General features: G+C 46.6%; 16 protein-coding genes. 5 read left to right on the top strand and 11 right to left on the bottom strand.

What is annotated here, in order from left to right:
- Positions 1–15 precede the first annotated feature (15 nt).
- On the top strand, positions 16–867 hold the full coding sequence (gene scmC, locus DK846_RS17600; RefSeq protein WP_181391634.1) for a SynChlorMet cassette protein ScmC: 852 nt from the start codon (positions 16–18) through the stop codon (positions 865–867).
- A 465-nt stretch (positions 868–1332) separates the two neighbouring features.
- On the opposite strand, the gene DK846_RS05150 is transcribed toward scmC, so the two are convergent.
- Positions 1333–1746 (bottom strand): hypothetical protein, encoded by a 414-nt coding sequence (locus tag DK846_RS05150; RefSeq protein WP_146201134.1) that lies wholly within the window; start codon positions 1744–1746, stop codon positions 1333–1335.
- A 709-nt stretch (positions 1747–2455) separates the two neighbouring features.
- Positions 2456–2845, bottom strand: a complete 390-nt coding sequence (locus DK846_RS05145) for a hypothetical protein (RefSeq protein ID WP_109967869.1) — start codon at positions 2843–2845, stop codon at positions 2456–2458.
- 684 nt (positions 2846–3529) lie between these two features.
- Here DK846_RS05145 and DK846_RS18120 point away from each other — a divergent pair.
- The 3 genes from DK846_RS18120 to DK846_RS05135 all read left to right on the top strand — a co-directional run bounded on the left by DK846_RS18120 (position 3530) and on the right by DK846_RS05135 (position 5420).
- A complete protein-coding gene (locus DK846_RS18120; protein ID WP_281269816.1) occupies positions 3530–3664 on the top strand; it encodes a hypothetical protein in 135 nt (44 codons plus the stop codon).
- Positions 3665–3949: 285 nt separating this feature from the next.
- Positions 3950–4309, top strand: coding sequence for a hypothetical protein (locus tag DK846_RS05140; protein WP_109967868.1), 360 nt, complete (start codon positions 3950–3952; stop codon positions 4307–4309).
- 364 nt (positions 4310–4673) lie between these two features.
- A complete protein-coding gene (locus DK846_RS05135) occupies positions 4674–5420 on the top strand; it encodes a signal peptidase I (RefSeq protein WP_109967867.1) in 747 nt (248 codons plus the stop codon).
- Between the two features lie 272 nt (positions 5421–5692).
- Here the strand turns inward: DK846_RS05135 and DK846_RS05130 are convergent, their stop codons facing one another.
- Genes DK846_RS05130 through ahaH form a run of 9 tightly spaced genes read right to left on the bottom strand, consistent with a single transcriptional unit; the run spans position 5693 to position 13984 of the window.
- A complete protein-coding gene (locus tag DK846_RS05130; RefSeq protein ID WP_109967866.1) occupies positions 5693–6316 on the bottom strand; it encodes a V-type ATP synthase subunit D in 624 nt (207 codons plus the stop codon).
- 6 nt (positions 6317–6322) lie between these two features.
- On the bottom strand, positions 6323–7705 hold the full coding sequence (locus tag DK846_RS05125; RefSeq protein ID WP_109967865.1) for a V-type ATP synthase subunit B: 1383 nt from the start codon (positions 7703–7705) through the stop codon (positions 6323–6325).
- Positions 7705–9453: an ATP synthase subunit A gene (locus DK846_RS05120; RefSeq protein ID WP_109967864.1), complete on the bottom strand. Its 1749-nt coding sequence runs from the start codon at positions 9451–9453 to the stop codon at positions 7705–7707. The genes DK846_RS05125 and DK846_RS05120 overlap by 1 nt, the downstream gene beginning before the upstream one ends.
- Positions 9444–9746 carry a V-type ATP synthase subunit F gene (locus tag DK846_RS05115; RefSeq protein WP_109967863.1) on the bottom strand — a complete coding sequence of 101 codons (303 nt, stop codon included), beginning with the start codon at positions 9744–9746 and terminating at the stop codon, positions 9444–9446. Before DK846_RS05115 ends, DK846_RS05120 begins: the two co-directional genes overlap by 10 nt.
- Before the next feature lies 1 nt (position 9747).
- Complete coding sequence (locus tag DK846_RS05110; RefSeq protein WP_109967862.1) at positions 9748–10803, bottom strand: V-type ATP synthase subunit C; 1056 nt, start codon at positions 10801–10803, stop codon at positions 9748–9750.
- Positions 10804–10820: 17 nt separating this feature from the next.
- Positions 10821–11396 carry a V-type ATP synthase subunit E gene (locus DK846_RS05105; RefSeq protein ID WP_109967861.1) on the bottom strand — a complete coding sequence of 192 codons (576 nt, stop codon included), beginning with the start codon at positions 11394–11396 and terminating at the stop codon, positions 10821–10823.
- Between the two features lie 13 nt (positions 11397–11409).
- Positions 11410–11667 (bottom strand): ATPase, encoded by a 258-nt coding sequence (locus DK846_RS05100; RefSeq protein WP_109967860.1) that lies wholly within the window; start codon positions 11665–11667, stop codon positions 11410–11412.
- Between the two features lie 18 nt (positions 11668–11685).
- The gene (locus DK846_RS05095) at positions 11686–13668 is read right to left on the bottom strand and encodes a V-type ATP synthase subunit I (protein ID WP_109967859.1); all 1983 of its coding nucleotides are present in this window, start codon (positions 13666–13668) and stop codon (positions 11686–11688) included.
- Complete coding sequence (gene ahaH / locus DK846_RS05090; protein ID WP_109967858.1) at positions 13655–13984, bottom strand: ATP synthase archaeal subunit H; 330 nt, start codon at positions 13982–13984, stop codon at positions 13655–13657. Before ahaH ends, DK846_RS05095 begins: the two co-directional genes overlap by 14 nt.
- Before the next feature lie 266 nt (positions 13985–14250).
- On the opposite strand from ahaH, the gene DK846_RS05085 reads away from it, so the two are divergent.
- Entirely contained in the window at positions 14251–15822 is a 1572-nt protein-coding gene (locus tag DK846_RS05085; RefSeq protein WP_109967857.1) for a methyl-accepting chemotaxis protein, read from the top strand.
- The last annotated feature ends 19 nt before the right edge of the window (positions 15823–15841 follow it).

Here is a 15841-nt window from a genome sequence, read left to right as displayed (position 1 = left end):
AAAAGATCATTTTTCATGTATACCCTTTCATTGCCACAGGAACACCACTGGACGATCACTGCCGATCCTGACCGGTTCTGGTGGCTGGAAACCATTGTTCCTCTCCTCACCCTCTCTCCGGGAGAGATTCTCAACTCAGGACTGATATCAGTTGCTCCGCTTTTACCTGAAGATCCCGTCCGTTCTGAAGACTGGAAGGTTTTTGGCAGTGTATATGGGAAGATAGCTCTCAACCAGAAACAAAAATTGATAGATATCGGAATTCCGGATTCGGCCGCAGATTGCCCCGAACATTTTTCATCAGGGGTAAAATTACTGATGGTTGGTATTAGTGCCATACTTCTGTGTGAGCATTGCCTTCTTCTTCATGCTGCAACCCTGGTCCGCGATGGACAGGCGGTTCTGTTAGCCGCATCCAGCGGAGGAGGAAAATCCACATCAGCCCGGCGGGTTCCTTCACCCTGGTCAGCACCCGGCGATGAGAATTGTCTGGTCATTCCTGATGGCTCCGGAGGATATCTCGTCTCGGTGCTTCCAACCGCAAGTAAAATTGCAGCCGGACAAGAGGGACTTTTCTGGAATCCGACCCTTGCATATCCACTGAAAGCGATCTGCATTCTCAAACAGGCTGATGAGGATACCATAGAATCATTTCCTCAATCCCAAGCAGCAGTCTGTATGACCAATTCGTTCAGTCAGGCAACCTGGAACCAGTTCCACCTTATGGATAAAGAACTTCAGAACGAGATGAGAACTCTTAGTTTTGCGAATGCATGTACCTTGGTCAGGAAGATCCCGGTCTATCTCCTCAATGCTACGTTGACCGGCAGGTTCTGGGAAGTTATTGAACAGAAACTATTCAGATAACAGGGATACCTGTATCTATTTTGTATTACGAGTCTCTGAAGTGATGGTTTTCAGACTGGGTTTCTCGTGATGAGTCTGCATCCGCATAGCACAAATTTTTCGCTAAAATCTTTGTAATCTCTTCAGAATCAAAGTGATAAATATAATTATTCATATTGTAAAATGGAAACGCTTGATAAAAGCTGCTGCTCATATGCCATTGGTATACAAGTAATAAACATGAGTCGGTAGTTGTGTGCCCTGTCTCAGTAATTCATGAACAATATCCGTCGTACTCTGGCCCTGTGGCACCCGGTAGGAGAGAGTTGATGCATGAATAAACCGGTGAATCTGATTTCGTTCTTGCCTTGTCAATGAATGTCACAAAAAGGGGTGTCCTGAACAAATGTTGAATCGATGCAGGATTGTTCAGAAAAAAGGGGGGTAAGTATACTATTGTCGGAAACGGGGTGGAACCATGAGTGATTATGAACTCCCGTGTGGAGCCTGAGCGCCTCCTGAGTAGCAATTCGCATTAGTTGGTCCACTAAGGCAAAAATTCGAAGGGTTCGGAGTACCTCCAACGGGATCACACACCCCAGTAGCAGTATTTCCACTATGACACTCTCCATCTGCACGAGTGGCATTATTCCCACTCCTACATTGTCCCGCTGAATTCCCAAGACCACAATATTCTCCCGTTTGAAAGGGTAACTCTCCACCTGCACAACTTGCTGAAGCACCATACCCGAGATCACATGCAGTGTTTGCACTAGTCCCATGAGTAGTACAAGAAGAGGTAACTCCTCCCCCTGTATTGCAACTTCCCGCCCCGACCCCGGTTAATGTCTCAATCGAGAGATCGATAATTTTTGGTGCAATATACTGTTTCTTTCCCATCTGTTACTCATCTCAACATTTTTTCAATATGCAAGAAGTCGTCTCTCCTGTCTTTGCGTCTGTACCGCTACCTTTTCCGCTTGTTTTCCATCTCGCATGAGTATCTTTCCTGTTCAGTGAGAGTTACGAAACGACTAACTTAAGGATCACGGTGGGATACCGGGTACTGGTGGGGTGGTAATCTTGTGTGTACTATACAGGAATGCGACGGCCAGAAGAAACATACCTGTGATATGCACCGAGTCAATTTGTGTACACACGCTTGATGGTATCAACAGTCATGTTCTAATCCTTTACAAATATAAGGAGAGACGGATTTTATAATTACCGAATTGATACAGGGATTCGTGTTGAGGTTGTCCAGTGTTAAGAATCTCACTGGACATCCTCATTCGTTACCATCTGAAAGAAAAGGACACATATATCACTTTATCCAGGTATATATTCCCGCCACACAGAGGGTCAATTTTAGGCTTGATATCTCCATATTGAGACTACTCTGGTAGTCCGATAGGATGCATAAACAAGGAAATTTTACTGCAATACGTAGAATCCCATAAATTGCAACCATTGAAGAAGAAATACATGAAGGCACAATATGCGAATGGTTCTCTGTACCATTTCAAAGAAGTTTTTCGTGGAAATTATTGCTGTAAAAAAGGAAGGGTGGTATGCTGTAGTCTAAAATGGGGGAGTGAACCATGAGAGACTATGAACTATCGAGGGAAACCTGACTGTTACCAGAAGTGCAAAGGACGCTTGGTGAAAGAGCAGCCGACCCGCCGAGACAGTACCCAGTAGCAGAACTTCCACTGAAACACTTACCAAATGTCCCACTGGCAGAATTCCCAGCTTCACAGATTGTTCCCGCTGCACTTCCACTCCAACATAATACTCCTGACTGATAGGGAAGATTTCCAGAGGAACAGCCTGCAGAAGCACCATTCCCACCAATACATGTGCCTGTTGCACCCTGACCCTGATGACAAGTAGAGGTACCAATATTTCCCCCGTACGTACAATATCTCGCCCCGACCCCGGTTATGGTCTCGATGGAGAGATCGATAATTTTTGGTATAATATACTGTTTCTTTCCCATCTGTTACTCATCTCAATTATTTTTCATTATGGTAAGGAGTCGTCTCTCTCGTGTTAATGCCTGTACCAATACCTTCCCCGCTTGTTTTCCTGAACGATAATTCGACCTGGACAGAGACGGTGCCGTTTATAATGATAAGATCTTATATCCGGGAAGAATCCATTCAAGACTCGTTTCGATAGAAAAAGATGCTCCCAGCGGGAAGAATCCATTCAAGACTCGTTTCGATAGAAAAAGATGCTCCCAGCGAGAAGGATAATCGAGAGGGCGGACAGCCCCCGGGTGGTGATTTCCTATCTCAAATGAGAATCTTTCCTATTCAGGTTTTGAGAGTTGCGAAACGACTCTCTTACGGATCACGGTGAGATACCGGACACTAGGGTGATAATCGGTGAGGGTACTATGCAGGAATGCGACGACCAGAAGAAACATACCTGTGATATGCACCGAGTCAATTTGTGTTCACACGCTTGAGGCTATCAACAGTCATGTTCGAATCCTTTCAAAATATATGGAGAGACGGATTTACTAATTATCGAATTGATACAGAGATTGGCGTTGAGGTTGTCCAGTGTGAAGATCTCACTGGACACCCTCATTTGTTACCATCTGGAAGAAAAAGACACGTATATCATTTTATTCAGACCTACATTCCTGTCAAGAACATGTTTTGTTGGGGATACTATGTCTGGACAGAATGCGATGTGTGGTAATGGAGTTACTGGTACCGTGTATCTTTTGATTGTAATCCGGGTGGAACTGCGAATTATTGTGTTGATGGCAGTAGTGACGCAGGAAGGTTCTCGTAGCCTCTTGTAATGTTCACGGTGAGATAACCGGTTACTTTCCTAATCCCATATTCCCAGATCTCCCTCCCTTAAGACACCACCGAAGACATCTGAAAAAAACAGACCTAATAAACCAGATCCGTGAGTATCTGTTCAAGGATCTTAATTGATCTTTTCCCGGTGTCATGTGAATAATGTCTATGTCGGCCTGTATGTATGGGATAACAGCATTTAATCAGAAACAAATTGATTGAGATAGGAATTCCTGATATGCCTACAGATAATACTAAACACCTCCATTTGGAGAAAAATATTGATGGTTTGTAGTAATACCATTCTTCTTTGTGAGAATTGCCTTCATCTTCAGGTTGCAACCCAGGTCCGCGATGGGCAGGCGGTTCTGTTAGCAGTATCCATTGGAGGAGGAAAACCAACATCATCCCGGTGGTTTCATCCCCCCTGGTCAGATCCCGGTGATGAAAATTACCTTTTCATTCTGGAGGGATCCGAGGGACATTGCGTCTCAATGCATACAACCATAAGGAAAATCGGAGCCGGAGAAGAGGGATTTTTCTGGAATCCGACCCTCGCATATCAACTGAAAGCGATCTGCATTCTCAACCAGGCTTATGAGGATACTATAAAACCATTTCCTCAATCACAGACAGCAGTCTGAATGACAAATTCATTCAGGCAACCTGGAATCCAGTTCTGCCTCACGGATAAGGAACTTCAGAACGAGATGAGAACTCTTAGTTTTGATAATGTATCTCCTCTGGTCAGGATATCCCGGTCAATCTCCTCAGTAATATACAAACCGGCAGGTTCCGGGATATAATTGAGTAGAAGATATTTTTATAATAGTTATAACTCAATACCGAGGGAAATAATAATTAATGTATTAATAATCAAAATCCATTAAAAACGGAAAGAGAGTAGTGTACTTATTTCTGCTGGCAATATTCAGCCGGATACCATGTGAGAAATCTCATCCTGTCCTATTCGCGTCTTCGTTCATATAGTACATAAAGTGAGAAACGATGAACCACAATCCCCCTCAAATCACCCAGTTAAATGTGGGATATTATCTGGATAATCTGCCAGAGATCAATGGAGATGAGATCGTATATTCAGGGATGAGTATGTACCCAACATTCATCGATGGTGATAAGGTAATATTTGACCGATTTTCTCAAATAAAACATGGAGACGTGATCGTCTATCCTGAACCAGGGGGTCATAGGTATATTATCCACCGGGTGATTGAAATCCAGGGAGAACAGGTTCAGACTGCTGGTGATAATAACCGAAGTCCTGATTCGTATTCGATTGATCGTCAGTCAATTATCGGAAAAGTAATCCGGAAGCGGAGGTTTGATGTATCATCATCAGTCAGAGGAGAAATCTGGGGAAGGATATACTTCAGATACCGGGTATCTATACACCGAAGGATTTTGGAATCTATTACATTTGGAAAGCCTCTGTACGAACTTCTTGTCCGGGGAGCTATCCTTGGAAAACTATTTGCTCCATTTCTTGATATCAGGCAGGTTGTCCTGATCAAAGATGGGAAGACAGAGATCAGGTTATTTTTGAATAATCATTATGTAGGGGTCCGCAAAGGAGTTGACCAACCGTGGAGTATCAGGGCTCCGTTCCGGATTTTTATTGATCCTGATAAACTGCCTGCGTATAGAGATGTAATCAGGGAGGCACTTGAAGAGGAGTTGTCCTCAATGAGAAATACACCTGATGACCGAAAACTTGGTGTGACCCAGGAAAATTGAATTCATCTTTTGTGAGAGGTATTTGAGAGTTGTAAATACTCATCTACGATATATGAGAATAATTTCTCCAATTGATGAGTGATTCTTTTATTTGATGAATAATGATCTTTATTCAATTCAGAGTGCGATGGTTCAGTATCACTGTACAAAATCAGGATACTCTGATACTAATCATGAAAACTATATGGAAACTTCCACGTTCCTAAAAAAAAGTATAATGGGCTTTCCATCATACTCAGAGCCCATGAAATATGGGCATTTTCACTAATTGGTTAAGCCTGGGTTCTGGCTTTGATCTTTTTGAGCCTGAAGAGTTCTTCTCTCTCCATCTCGTCAAGACGCATCTTGATGAAATCCCTCGTTGAAATGAGATTTGGAATAACCTTAAATTCCAGAGCATTAACCCGGCGTTTGGTACTCTCGATCTCATTGAGGAGCCTTTTCATCGTCGTCTCTATCTCAGCGCTCTTAATGATCGCTTCAACAAGCTCCTCAAAGGCTTTTGCTGTATCATCGATGACCGGAGTGGTCCCGATCACACCATACCCACGGTCCGCAATACCCTTGCGGACCTGGGAGGATTCGATCTCCGGAACCACGACACCCATGATGTTCTTGCTTTTCAGAGTGATCTCAGGATTTTCACGGACAGAAAATGCGGCAGCCTTCACACCGATTGAACCCTCAATGGTGTTTGCGATTGCCATCATCTCCTGGGCACGCTGATAGTTAGTCATCAGTGCACCACGAGTATCCCGTGCCTGTTCCAGAATTTTAAAGAACTCCATGATCAGCCCATCACGCTTCATCTTGAGGATCTTGTACCCATTCTGGGAGAGTTTGATCTTCCGCTTGGTGTCAATGAACTCAGATCGGGTCGGCTTGATGTCTGCCATGGAGGCTCACTCCGCCTTTTTACGGTACTTGGGATGATACTTCTGGATTGTCTCACGGTCGATACGGCCGAGCTGTTCTTCTGCCATATCTTTGAGGAGGTCCCAGCCGAGGTCAAGGGAATCCTCGATCGTCCGGTCTTCATCCTTGCCCTGTCTGACGAATCGCTTCTCGAATTCATCAGCAAAGTCAAGGAACCCACGGTCACGCTCTGAGAGTGCATCCTTTCCGACGATTGCCACGAGACCACGAAGGTCCATACCTTCTGCATATCCTGCATACAGTTGGTCTGAAACCTTCTTGTGGTCTTCACGGGTGAATCCTTTTCCGATACCGAGGTTCATCAGACGGGAAAGGGACGGAAGTACATTGATCGGTGGGTAGATACCCTTACGGTGAAGATCACGGTTAACCACGATCTGCCCTTCGGTGATGTACCCGGAGAGATCAGGGATCGGGTGGGTGATATCATCACCTGGCATGGTCAGGATCGAGAGCTGGGTCACAGATCCTTTCTTGCCCTTGATGATACCGGCACGCTCGTACAGGGATGCAAGATCGGTGTACATGTATCCCGGATATCCACGACGGCCTGGCACTTCTTCACGTGCTGCACCGATCTGACGCAGTGCTTCACAGTAGTTGGTCATATCGGTCAAGATAACCAGCACATGGTATCCAAGCTCGAATGCGAGGTACTCTGCTGTGGTCAGTGCGAGACGTGGTGTGATAATACGCTCGACAGCCGGATCATCTGCAAGGTTCAGGAAAACTACGGCGTGCTCTAGAGCACCAGTCCGCTCGAACTCAGCCATGAACTGGTTCTCTTCTTCCTTGGTGATACCCATTGCAGCGAACACGACTGCGAACTCTTCGTCTGAGCCTGGCACCTTTGCCTGACGGGCGATCTGGAGTGCAATCTCGTTGTGTGGCAGACCTGCTCCAGAGAAGATCGGAAGTTTCTGACCACGAACGAGTGTGTTTGTCAGGTCGATTGTTGAGATACCGGTCTGGATAAACTGACGTGGTGATGCACGTGCCCATGGGTTGATAGCAGCACCAGTGATCTCGAGCCGCTTTTCTGGAACGATCTCAGGACCGCCGTCTTTTGGTTTACCTGCACCGGAGAGGATACGTCCGAGCATATCCTTGCCCACCGGCATCTTGATCGTCTCGCCGGTGAACCTGACACCACTGTCCTTTCCGATACCAGTGGTGGACTCGAAGACCTGAACAACGACAATATCGTCAGAGGTATCAAGAACCTGACCACGCTTCTCAGTTCCATCAGAGAGAACGATGTTGACCAGTTCCTGGTATCCGATTGGTTCTGTCTTCTCAACAAAGACCAGTGGACCAGCAATCTGGGAGATCGTTCGGTATTCCTTCATCAGGCTGCCTCCCTGAGTTTGGTGAATTCTGCTTCCATACCTTTGACGATCTTCTCGATCTCAGGCTTGTATTCCTTGATGTACTTGATCTGTGGAAGGTCCGACTTTGCCTTCAGGCCAGTAATCTGAGTGATTACAACACCTGCTTTAAGGGCAGTGTTTGCCTGGTCTGAGTAGAAGCGGATTGCCTTCAGCATATCAAACTGTTTGGTCATGTCACAGTAGGTATCAACTGGGTCGTATGCATTCTGCTGGAGGAATATCTCTCGAAGCATACGTGCGACTTCGATGGTAACCTGCTGTTCATCAGGCAGTGCATCAGATCCGACGAGCTGAACAATCTCCTGCAGTTCTGCTTCCTTCTGGAGAACTTCCATTGCCCAGGTACGAAGTGGGTTCCACTCTGGTGAGACCTTCTCATCGTAGTACGGGCCAAGGGTGTCCAGGTAAAGAGAGTATGACTGCAGCCAATTGATAGCCGGGAAGTGACGGCGCTGAGAGAGCTTGGCATCCAGTGCCCAGAAACACTTCACGATACGCAGAGTGTTCTGGGTAACAGGCTCTGAAAAGTCTCCACCAGGCGGGGAAACTGCACCGATAACGGTGATAGATCCCATGTCCTTGTTCAGAGTGTTGACACGTCCTGCACGCTCATAGAACTCTGAAAGACGTGCTGCAAGGTATGCTGGATATCCTTCCTCACCAGGCATCTCTTCAAGACGTGAGGAAATTTCACGCATTGCTTCTGCCCACCGGGAGGTTGAATCTGCCATCAGGGAGACATCGTATCCCATGTCACGGAAATATTCTGCAATGGTGATTCCGGTGTAAACGGATGCTTCACGGGCTGCCACTGGCATGTTAGAGGTGTTTGCGATAAGCACTGTTCTCTCCATGAGCGGCCGGCCGGTCTTCGGGTCTTCGAGTTCAGGGAACTCAGTAAGAACCTCAGTCATCTCGTTGCCACGTTCTCCGCAACCGATGTATACCACGATCTCAGCGTCAGACCATTTGGCCAGTGACTGCTGGGTAACTGTCTTACCAGATCCGAAAGGACCTGGAATTGCGGCAGTTCCACCCTTTGCAACAGGGAAGAGACCATCGAGAATACGCAGACCAGTGATCAGTGGAATGTCAGGATTCAGCTTCTCAGTAACCGGACGGGGTACCCGGACCGGCCACTTCTGAAGCATCGTGATCTCTTCACCATTTTCAAGGACACAGACTACCTCATCGATGGTAAATGAACCGCTCTTGATATCCTTGATCTTTCCACCTTCGGAGCGTGGAGGAACCATGACCTTGTGAACGATGTTGGTCTCCTGAACAGTTCCGATGATGGTTCCGGCTTTCACAGCATCGCCGGCCTTGACAACCGGCTTGAACTCCCACTTCTTATCATGGGAAAGTCCTGGTGCATTGACACCACGTTCAATGAAACTGCCCATCTTCTCGAAGAGGAATTCGAGAGGACGCTGGATACCATCATAAATGCTGGTAAGAAGACCGGGTCCGAGTTCAACAGAGAGTGGCAGGTTTGTATTCTCAACCGGCTCTCCGGGTCTGATGCCTGAAGTATCCTCGTAGACCTGAATGATGACATTATCACCCTTGATCTTGATGACCTCCCCCATCAGCTGCTCGTTCCCGACCTTCACCACATCATACATGTGGGCGTCGAGATTGATTGCAGTGACCACAGGTCCTGCAATCCTCTTTAAAACACCCTTGTTGCGTTTTACTTCCACAGATCTACACCCACTGATCGTTTAATTCTCTCCCGCATTGACAGCCCCCCTTCCTGTTCGCCCAGGGTAATAACCGTTGGGTGAACTGAATTTTCCAGGGTTGTCCGGAGCCTCGGTGGTATTTTTGCCATATCGCCGCTGTTAAGAACAAGGATTCCCACGGTACTATCATCTAATACCTTGTGAACCTGCTCAACAACCTTCTCATCAGACTCGGCAGCATAGGTCTTGGTGATCCCTGCAAGCCTGAACCCGAGGATGAACTCACTATTACCGATAACCGCGATCTCCATTTCAGATCACCAGGTATTTCGCGATTGTATCACCTGCAAGTCTGGACTCCTTACCACGGGCTATTGCCCGCAGATTGAAGACTTCATACTTCTTCTTCTCAAGGTACACCAGAATCGGATGAATGGAGAACGGATTGATCTTGGAGAGCTGCTCCATATGGTCGAGCTGGGTTTTGGTCAGTTCTGCGTCGACCTCCTGCTCTGACTTTTCGCTTCTCAACTCCTCCAGGGCAGTGAGTACAGAAACTGATTTTATCCTGCCTACAATGGCATCAATAACCTCGTTTCTGCTGCCCATCTGGTTCATCTGCTGAAGTTCTTCTGGAGTAAAAGTAGACCCGGAAATAAAGAATTCTCGTGCATCCTCATATTTTCCGTCACCTCTCATCCTGAAGAGAGTCTTGATGTTCTTGACATCAATCTCCAACTGGACAAACTTAAGGAACTGACTTCCTCCTTTCACTCCGCGACGTGCGATGGTGAGAAGATCAGCGTATAACTGCTTGTAGAGCTCATTCTCGAGCTTGGCAAATGATCCGGCTGCACATCCTTCCTGGATTCCTGCAGCAAGAGTCGGGTACATCTTCCACCCTTTCAGGGCGTCAGCAACCCGTTCGCATGATTCTTCGCCAAGAACTCGATCAAGAATAACCTTGTCAAGACTACCGGCCGGGATGAGCACCTCTTTGATCTTACCTTCCTTCATCCCCTGCATCTTGCCACGGAGGATGGTCAGGACATTGTATATGTCCCAGCGACGGAGGTAGGCCATGGTGAACTCCTTTAGAGCACCGGGAGCGAGGTCAATGACCCGCTGGTACTCTTTGGCCAGGTTCCATGAGAGAGCGACCTCAATGAGATCGATTCCTTCGAAGGATGTTCCCAGTTCGTCCACTTCTTTCTGGTACTCAGTCTCCCCGATCAGGCGGATGATCTCAGGAAGGCTCATATTGAGCATACGCTGGTATTCCTCAGGGGCGAGCAGTTTGGCTTTCCGTACACGCAGCCTGGTGCTGACATAGATGTATGGTGCCGGACCGCCCGTGTTCTGAACCATTTTTTATCCCCCTGAGTTTATGCGAAGAGAATGTCTGACGCGTCTTTAAGTCCTGACTCCCATACCTGGCTCATAAAGGTATGGTAACTGAAGTCTACCTGAAGTTGACCGTCTGTGCTCTCGACGATGACACCACCATCGATACCTACTACGTTTCCAAAGGTGAAAGCACTGAATTCTGACTCTTTCAGAACATCTTTCAATGCTTTTTCATCCCTTGCGCAACAGCTGACAGTTCCTTTTGGAATCTCTGTCATAGCTTTACGCAGAAGTGATGAGATTGCACCTTTGTGAAAGGAATCGGGCATGGCTTCTATCTTGTCAAGTGCCTGTTTGTATACCTCGTCCATCAACTCCTTCTGAGCATTGAGGATCTGGCGTTTTACTACAAGGTGGCCTGCAGCTTCTTCCTGGGTGATGATTTGAGAGGCTGTTTTGCCAGTCTCTTCCCGCACTGCTGCCTTGACTGTCTCTGCCTTCTGCTGGGCAACATTCAGGAGTTCGACCTTTTTAGCGTCAGCTTCCCTGTTGATTACCTCAGACTCTGCCCGTCCTTTCTCTTTGATCTCTGCAATGACTGCATCCAGTCCCATGATCTATCCTCACTCACTGGAACATGAGCAGGAGTGCCACGACAAGACCGAAGATGACGATGGTTTCTGGAAGCACGGTAAAGAGGAGGGCCAGACCGAACATATCCTTGTTCTCTGCGACTGCTCCCATTGCTGCTGCTCCGATTCCCATCTCACCAAGACCTGAACCTACACCTGCAAGGCCTACTGCGAGACCTGCACCTACTGCCTTGAGTCCTGCTGCCGATGCTGTTGCTGCTGCAACTTCTACTGCTACTGCTTCTGCTGCCATATTTAAATCTCCAATAATCTAGTTCTGTTCTGTTAGTTTTCTTATCATTCCAAACGGATTGTATTTCTTTCCTCCACCGCGGTAGAACTTGGTAAAGAATTCTACGTAGTGAAGACGAAGGGGATGCAGTCCGCCACCCAGGATACCAAGTGCGGTATTGAGTGCATGACCGAAGAGGAAAACGACAACCCCCACGATGATGAGCACGACTCCTACCGGGGTCAGGTTCGCCAGCTGCGGGTTGATAATCAGACCGATCGAGATAAAGTTTGTGACCAGTGCGATAGCAACCGAGGAGAGACCGACCGCAATAAGACGCGTATATGAGAGCACGTGACTGATGATTGTCGGAACTTCCATCAGATCCAGTGCATTCTCCCGTGCGATTAATGCAAGACCAAGAACAAGCATGACTGCTCCTGCTATGGTGGCCACGTTTAGGCCTCCTGCAAGTTCAGGCATTTTGGTCAAGTCTGGCATAAGCATAATCGGGAATTTAGACCAGATAAGGACGATGATTCCCCACATAACCAGGATCCATCCGATGTTTGCATACATCTTCAGGGATTTGTGGTGTCCGTGTTCCATCCTTGAAGCATTCAGGGCTCCCCAGATTCTTCCCAGGGTAATATGCAGAATACCAATCCAGATCGAGACCACAAGCAGCTGCGGAATTGCAGATGCATGATGTGCTCCTTCGGCAGTTGCCCCGATTGGAATATGGCGTGAGAACCACAATGGTCCCCAGGGTAAGGAGAACCCAAAGAACTCAGAGAAAATTACACCAAAGATGATGCTGCTGATACTGCAGTTTCGCAGGACATTCATGAGTTGATTGCCTGCTTCGCTTCCTTTCACCATTGATCGAAGTCCAAAGCTCATCGCGAGCAGGATAAGACCATATCCAACATCTCCAAGGATCAGACCGAACATAATCGGGTAAACTATCGACATCAAAAGAGTCGGGTCAACCTCGGTGTACTTCGGACGTGAATAGATATCCATGAAGAGTTCTGTTGGGTGTGAAAAGTCCGGATTGTTATACTCGACAGGTGGACCATCATTGTAGTCCTCGACCTCGAGTTCGGTAGTGTATACCTTTCCGGCACAGACACGATCCAGGGTTTCATAGACTTTGGTCACCTGTTCGGTTGGAACCCAGCCGACTACTGCAAAAGCGAGGTCGGTGGTTGCAAACCTGAGTGGTGCCTCTGCCTGCTCAATATCAGCAGTGAGAAGTTCTTCTGACGACATTAGGAAGTATTGATGCTTTTCCCTGATTGTTGCCATTTGTGCAGAAATTTGTTCGATTTCCTTGTGAATTCCGGCAATCTTCTGCTCATAATCAGCGATTAAAGCAGATGCAGATCCGGTTTCGGCAGGGATCGCAACTTTCTGCAGCTGCAGATCAAGAAGGCTTTTCTCCACTGCAGCAAGATCTTCATTTCTTACTGCGACGGTGATGAACATCCCGTTCTTCTGCTGATTCTCCCACAACTCATGAGAAACACTGATAACAGGTTTACTCTTTACCGTTCCGGCGATACAACTGATTGAGTCATACCCTGTCAGCAGTTCCATTGGGAATGGAGCACCAGTAAATGGCCTGAGTGCCTCGATCTTTTGCTCGTACTCCTTGATTGAAGCTTCGAGCTTGGATCGCTGGGAGAGAAGATGTTCGACTTCGTCTGCTATGGCTGGAAGATCCTTTTCAATGCTTTGCTTGAGTGCCTGGACTTTAGCTTTGGCCACATCATCTAGTTGTTCAGACCCGATTCCGAATGCACTGGCAATCGATCTGATCTTCACAAGACTTGATGAGATGGTGTCAGCTCCTTTCAGCGGCATACCGATCTTAAACCCTTCCCACTGATCATCCCCTTTCTCGACATAGTCATCGATATGGAAGATGTTCATTCGGTACAGTTCGGTTACGATCGGTTCTAGTTGCTGTTTAGATGCGACGATGAGCAACTTGCTCATCTGTTTAGGCTGAAACATTAAGTTGCTCCTTGAAGCGTGTAACAAGCAGATCCACGGCCTTCGCGAGGTTCTGCCGTCCCCTGCTTTCGAGAGCTACTGCTTCTGCCTTTCCGTCACTGATAATTCTGGCATGCCGCATTTCAGCTTCTTTACGGGCATCAGCAATCTGCTGTTTCTTAAACTCTTCCGCATCTTCCTGAGCCTTGTGGATCAGGTTATCAGCTTCCAGCTCGGCACTGGCAATCAGAGACTTGCGCCTCTCCTGTGCCTGCGAAATCATCTTTTTATAGTCTTCTTCTGCGTTCTTGATATCCTTCAGGACCTCAATTTTCATCCAACCCTCCTCTCATTGATGGTACAACTATAAAGTGGACAGAGATCAGTATATGTGTTTTTATTTTTGGATTTCAGAGGGCATTAGTACTAATAAACTATTATAAACTGGAATAATATTCAGGGTTATGAGCGTATATTGTCCGCAGATAAACTTCTCTGACTTTCTTTCACCCTGATCCCCTAGGTTTCTTTCCGGTTAATTGACGGACATCATTAAACCAAACCCGGCACAATGTAATCTCATGCTCCTGCGGAGGGATAGGGTTGAACCTCATATCTGCACTTGAAACAGTCACCAGAGATTTTTCATCAGGGATATTTAATTCACGAGTTCATTCTGATGATCAGGATCCTGATCTCATTAGGGTTGCTGACCAGGTGAATCGTCTGCTTGATTCTATTGAACAGATCTGCGCCGGAAAAATGAGAGAAGCAGATGAAAGTCGGCATCTGTCTGAATACTATGATCGGGAGATACACTCAATTATTAAAGAAGTGTCAGACCTTTCTGAAGGGAAGATTGAATCGGTTTTTCATGATCCAACGTCTGATCCACAGGCAGGTCATGCGCATGATCAATGTATAACATTAAGCAAGTTTTTACAAACAATTCGGGACTCGCTTAAATTATTAGAACAGGATTCTTCAACTATATCACGACAGGTCGGCAAGGGTGATTTAAAGGATTCCATTAATCTCAATAATTATCAGGGATGTTATCAGCAGATAGCCTTACATCTGAATAATACTCTGACTTCTGTTAATATTCCATTTCATGAAGCACTTCGTGTTTCGAGACAATACGCCGCCTATGATTTTGCAGCAAGATTTAATCCATCTCTTCAGGTAAGTGGTGAGTGGCTGGAATTAAAAACCTCATTTGACGCAATTGGTGAGCAGATCAACGATGCATTTGGTATGATAAACCGGCAGGTAATGGAATTATCTGCAAATGCAGAGCAGGCAAATGCCAGTGTACAGGAAGTAGCAAATAATTCAGAGCAACTAGCGAAAAATTCGGATGCAGTATCGCAGAATACTGAACAGAGTGATGCAGGAGTAAGGCAGGTTCTCAGGGCGATGGAAGATCTCTCAGTTACTGTTGGTGAGGTATCTCAAAAAGCAGAATCTGTTTCCAGGATTGCCCAGGATTCCACTATCCTTTCCAGGGAAGGATCTGACTATGCAAAAAAAGCAGAAGAGGGAATGAATGTTATCACTCGAAATGCTGGAGAAGTAGATCAGGTTATCAGTGAGATTCAACAGGAGATGAAAAAGATCAATGAGATCGTCAAATTGATCACTGATATTGCAAATCAAACCAATTTACTAGCTCTTAATGCTGCAATTGAGGCTGCCCGTGCAGGAGAGATGGGTCGAGGTTTTGCAGTCGTCGCCTCAGAGGTGAAAGCACTAGCACTTGAGTCTCGCCAGTCTGCAGAGAAGATAACCGATATGATAAGTAATCTGCAGAAGAAGTCACAGGTTGCGACAGATGCGGTATCTGCAACATCTACTGCGGTCAAAGATGGTAATGTGATGCTATCAGACACCTTGCGGGTTTTTGGGCAACTTGTTACCTCGGTGGAGGACATTTCAACCAATATTGAGCAGGTTGCAAGTATGAATGAGGAGCAGGCTGCTGCTGTGGAGGAGATTACCAGTAGTATGCACGAAGTATCAGCTATGCTTAAAGATACCGCTAAAGAAGCTGTAGAATCAGCCCATGCAACCGGTGAGACTTCAGCATCTGCTAACCAGCTCAGAGTTATTGTGGATCAGGTTGCTGGAATCGCCGAACAGGTCTCGGTTTCAATGTCACGTTTCAAACTATAATTTCACTTTTTTCTTAATT

This window comes from Methanospirillum lacunae (assembly GCF_003173355.1).
In the GTDB taxonomy this organism is placed as follows: Archaea; Halobacteriota; Methanomicrobia; order Methanomicrobiales; family Methanospirillaceae; genus Methanospirillum; species Methanospirillum lacunae.
The sequence above is the reverse complement of the archived record's forward strand: the minus strand, read 5'-3'. Positions and strand labels throughout refer to the sequence as shown.

Bases quoted from the DNA above. Each gene is read 5' to 3' on its own strand.
- scmC (WP_181391634.1), top strand. From the start codon at position 16: ATGTATACCCTTTCATTGCCACAGGAACACCACTGGACGATCACTGCC.
- DK846_RS05150 (WP_146201134.1), bottom strand. From the start codon at position 1,746: ATGGGAAAGAAACAGTATATTGCACCAAAAATTATCGATCTCTCGATT.
- DK846_RS05145 (WP_109967869.1), bottom strand. From the start codon at position 2,845: ATGGGAAAGAAACAGTATATTATACCAAAAATTATCGATCTCTCCATC.
- DK846_RS18120 (WP_281269816.1), top strand. From the start codon at position 3,530: ATGTCTGGACAGAATGCGATGTGTGGTAATGGAGTTACTGGTACCGTG.
- DK846_RS05140 (WP_109967868.1), top strand. From the start codon at position 3,950: ATGGTTTGTAGTAATACCATTCTTCTTTGTGAGAATTGCCTTCATCTT.
- DK846_RS05135 (WP_109967867.1), top strand. From the start codon at position 4,674: ATGAACCACAATCCCCCTCAAATCACCCAGTTAAATGTGGGATATTAT.
- DK846_RS05130 (WP_109967866.1), bottom strand. From the start codon at position 6,316: ATGGCAGACATCAAGCCGACCCGATCTGAGTTCATTGACACCAAGCGG.
- DK846_RS05125 (WP_109967865.1), bottom strand. From the start codon at position 7,705: ATGAAGGAATACCGAACGATCTCCCAGATTGCTGGTCCACTGGTCTTT.
- DK846_RS05115 (WP_109967863.1), bottom strand. From the start codon at position 9,746: ATGGAGATCGCGGTTATCGGTAATAGTGAGTTCATCCTCGGGTTCAGG.
- DK846_RS05110 (WP_109967862.1), bottom strand. From the start codon at position 10,803: ATGGTTCAGAACACGGGCGGTCCGGCACCATACATCTATGTCAGCACC.
- DK846_RS05105 (WP_109967861.1), bottom strand. From the start codon at position 11,396: ATGGGACTGGATGCAGTCATTGCAGAGATCAAAGAGAAAGGACGGGCA.
- DK846_RS05100 (WP_109967860.1), bottom strand. From the start codon at position 11,667: ATGGCAGCAGAAGCAGTAGCAGTAGAAGTTGCAGCAGCAACAGCATCG.
- DK846_RS05095 (WP_109967859.1), bottom strand. From the start codon at position 13,668: ATGTTTCAGCCTAAACAGATGAGCAAGTTGCTCATCGTCGCATCTAAA.
- ahaH (WP_109967858.1), bottom strand. From the start codon at position 13,984: ATGAAAATTGAGGTCCTGAAGGATATCAAGAACGCAGAAGAAGACTAT.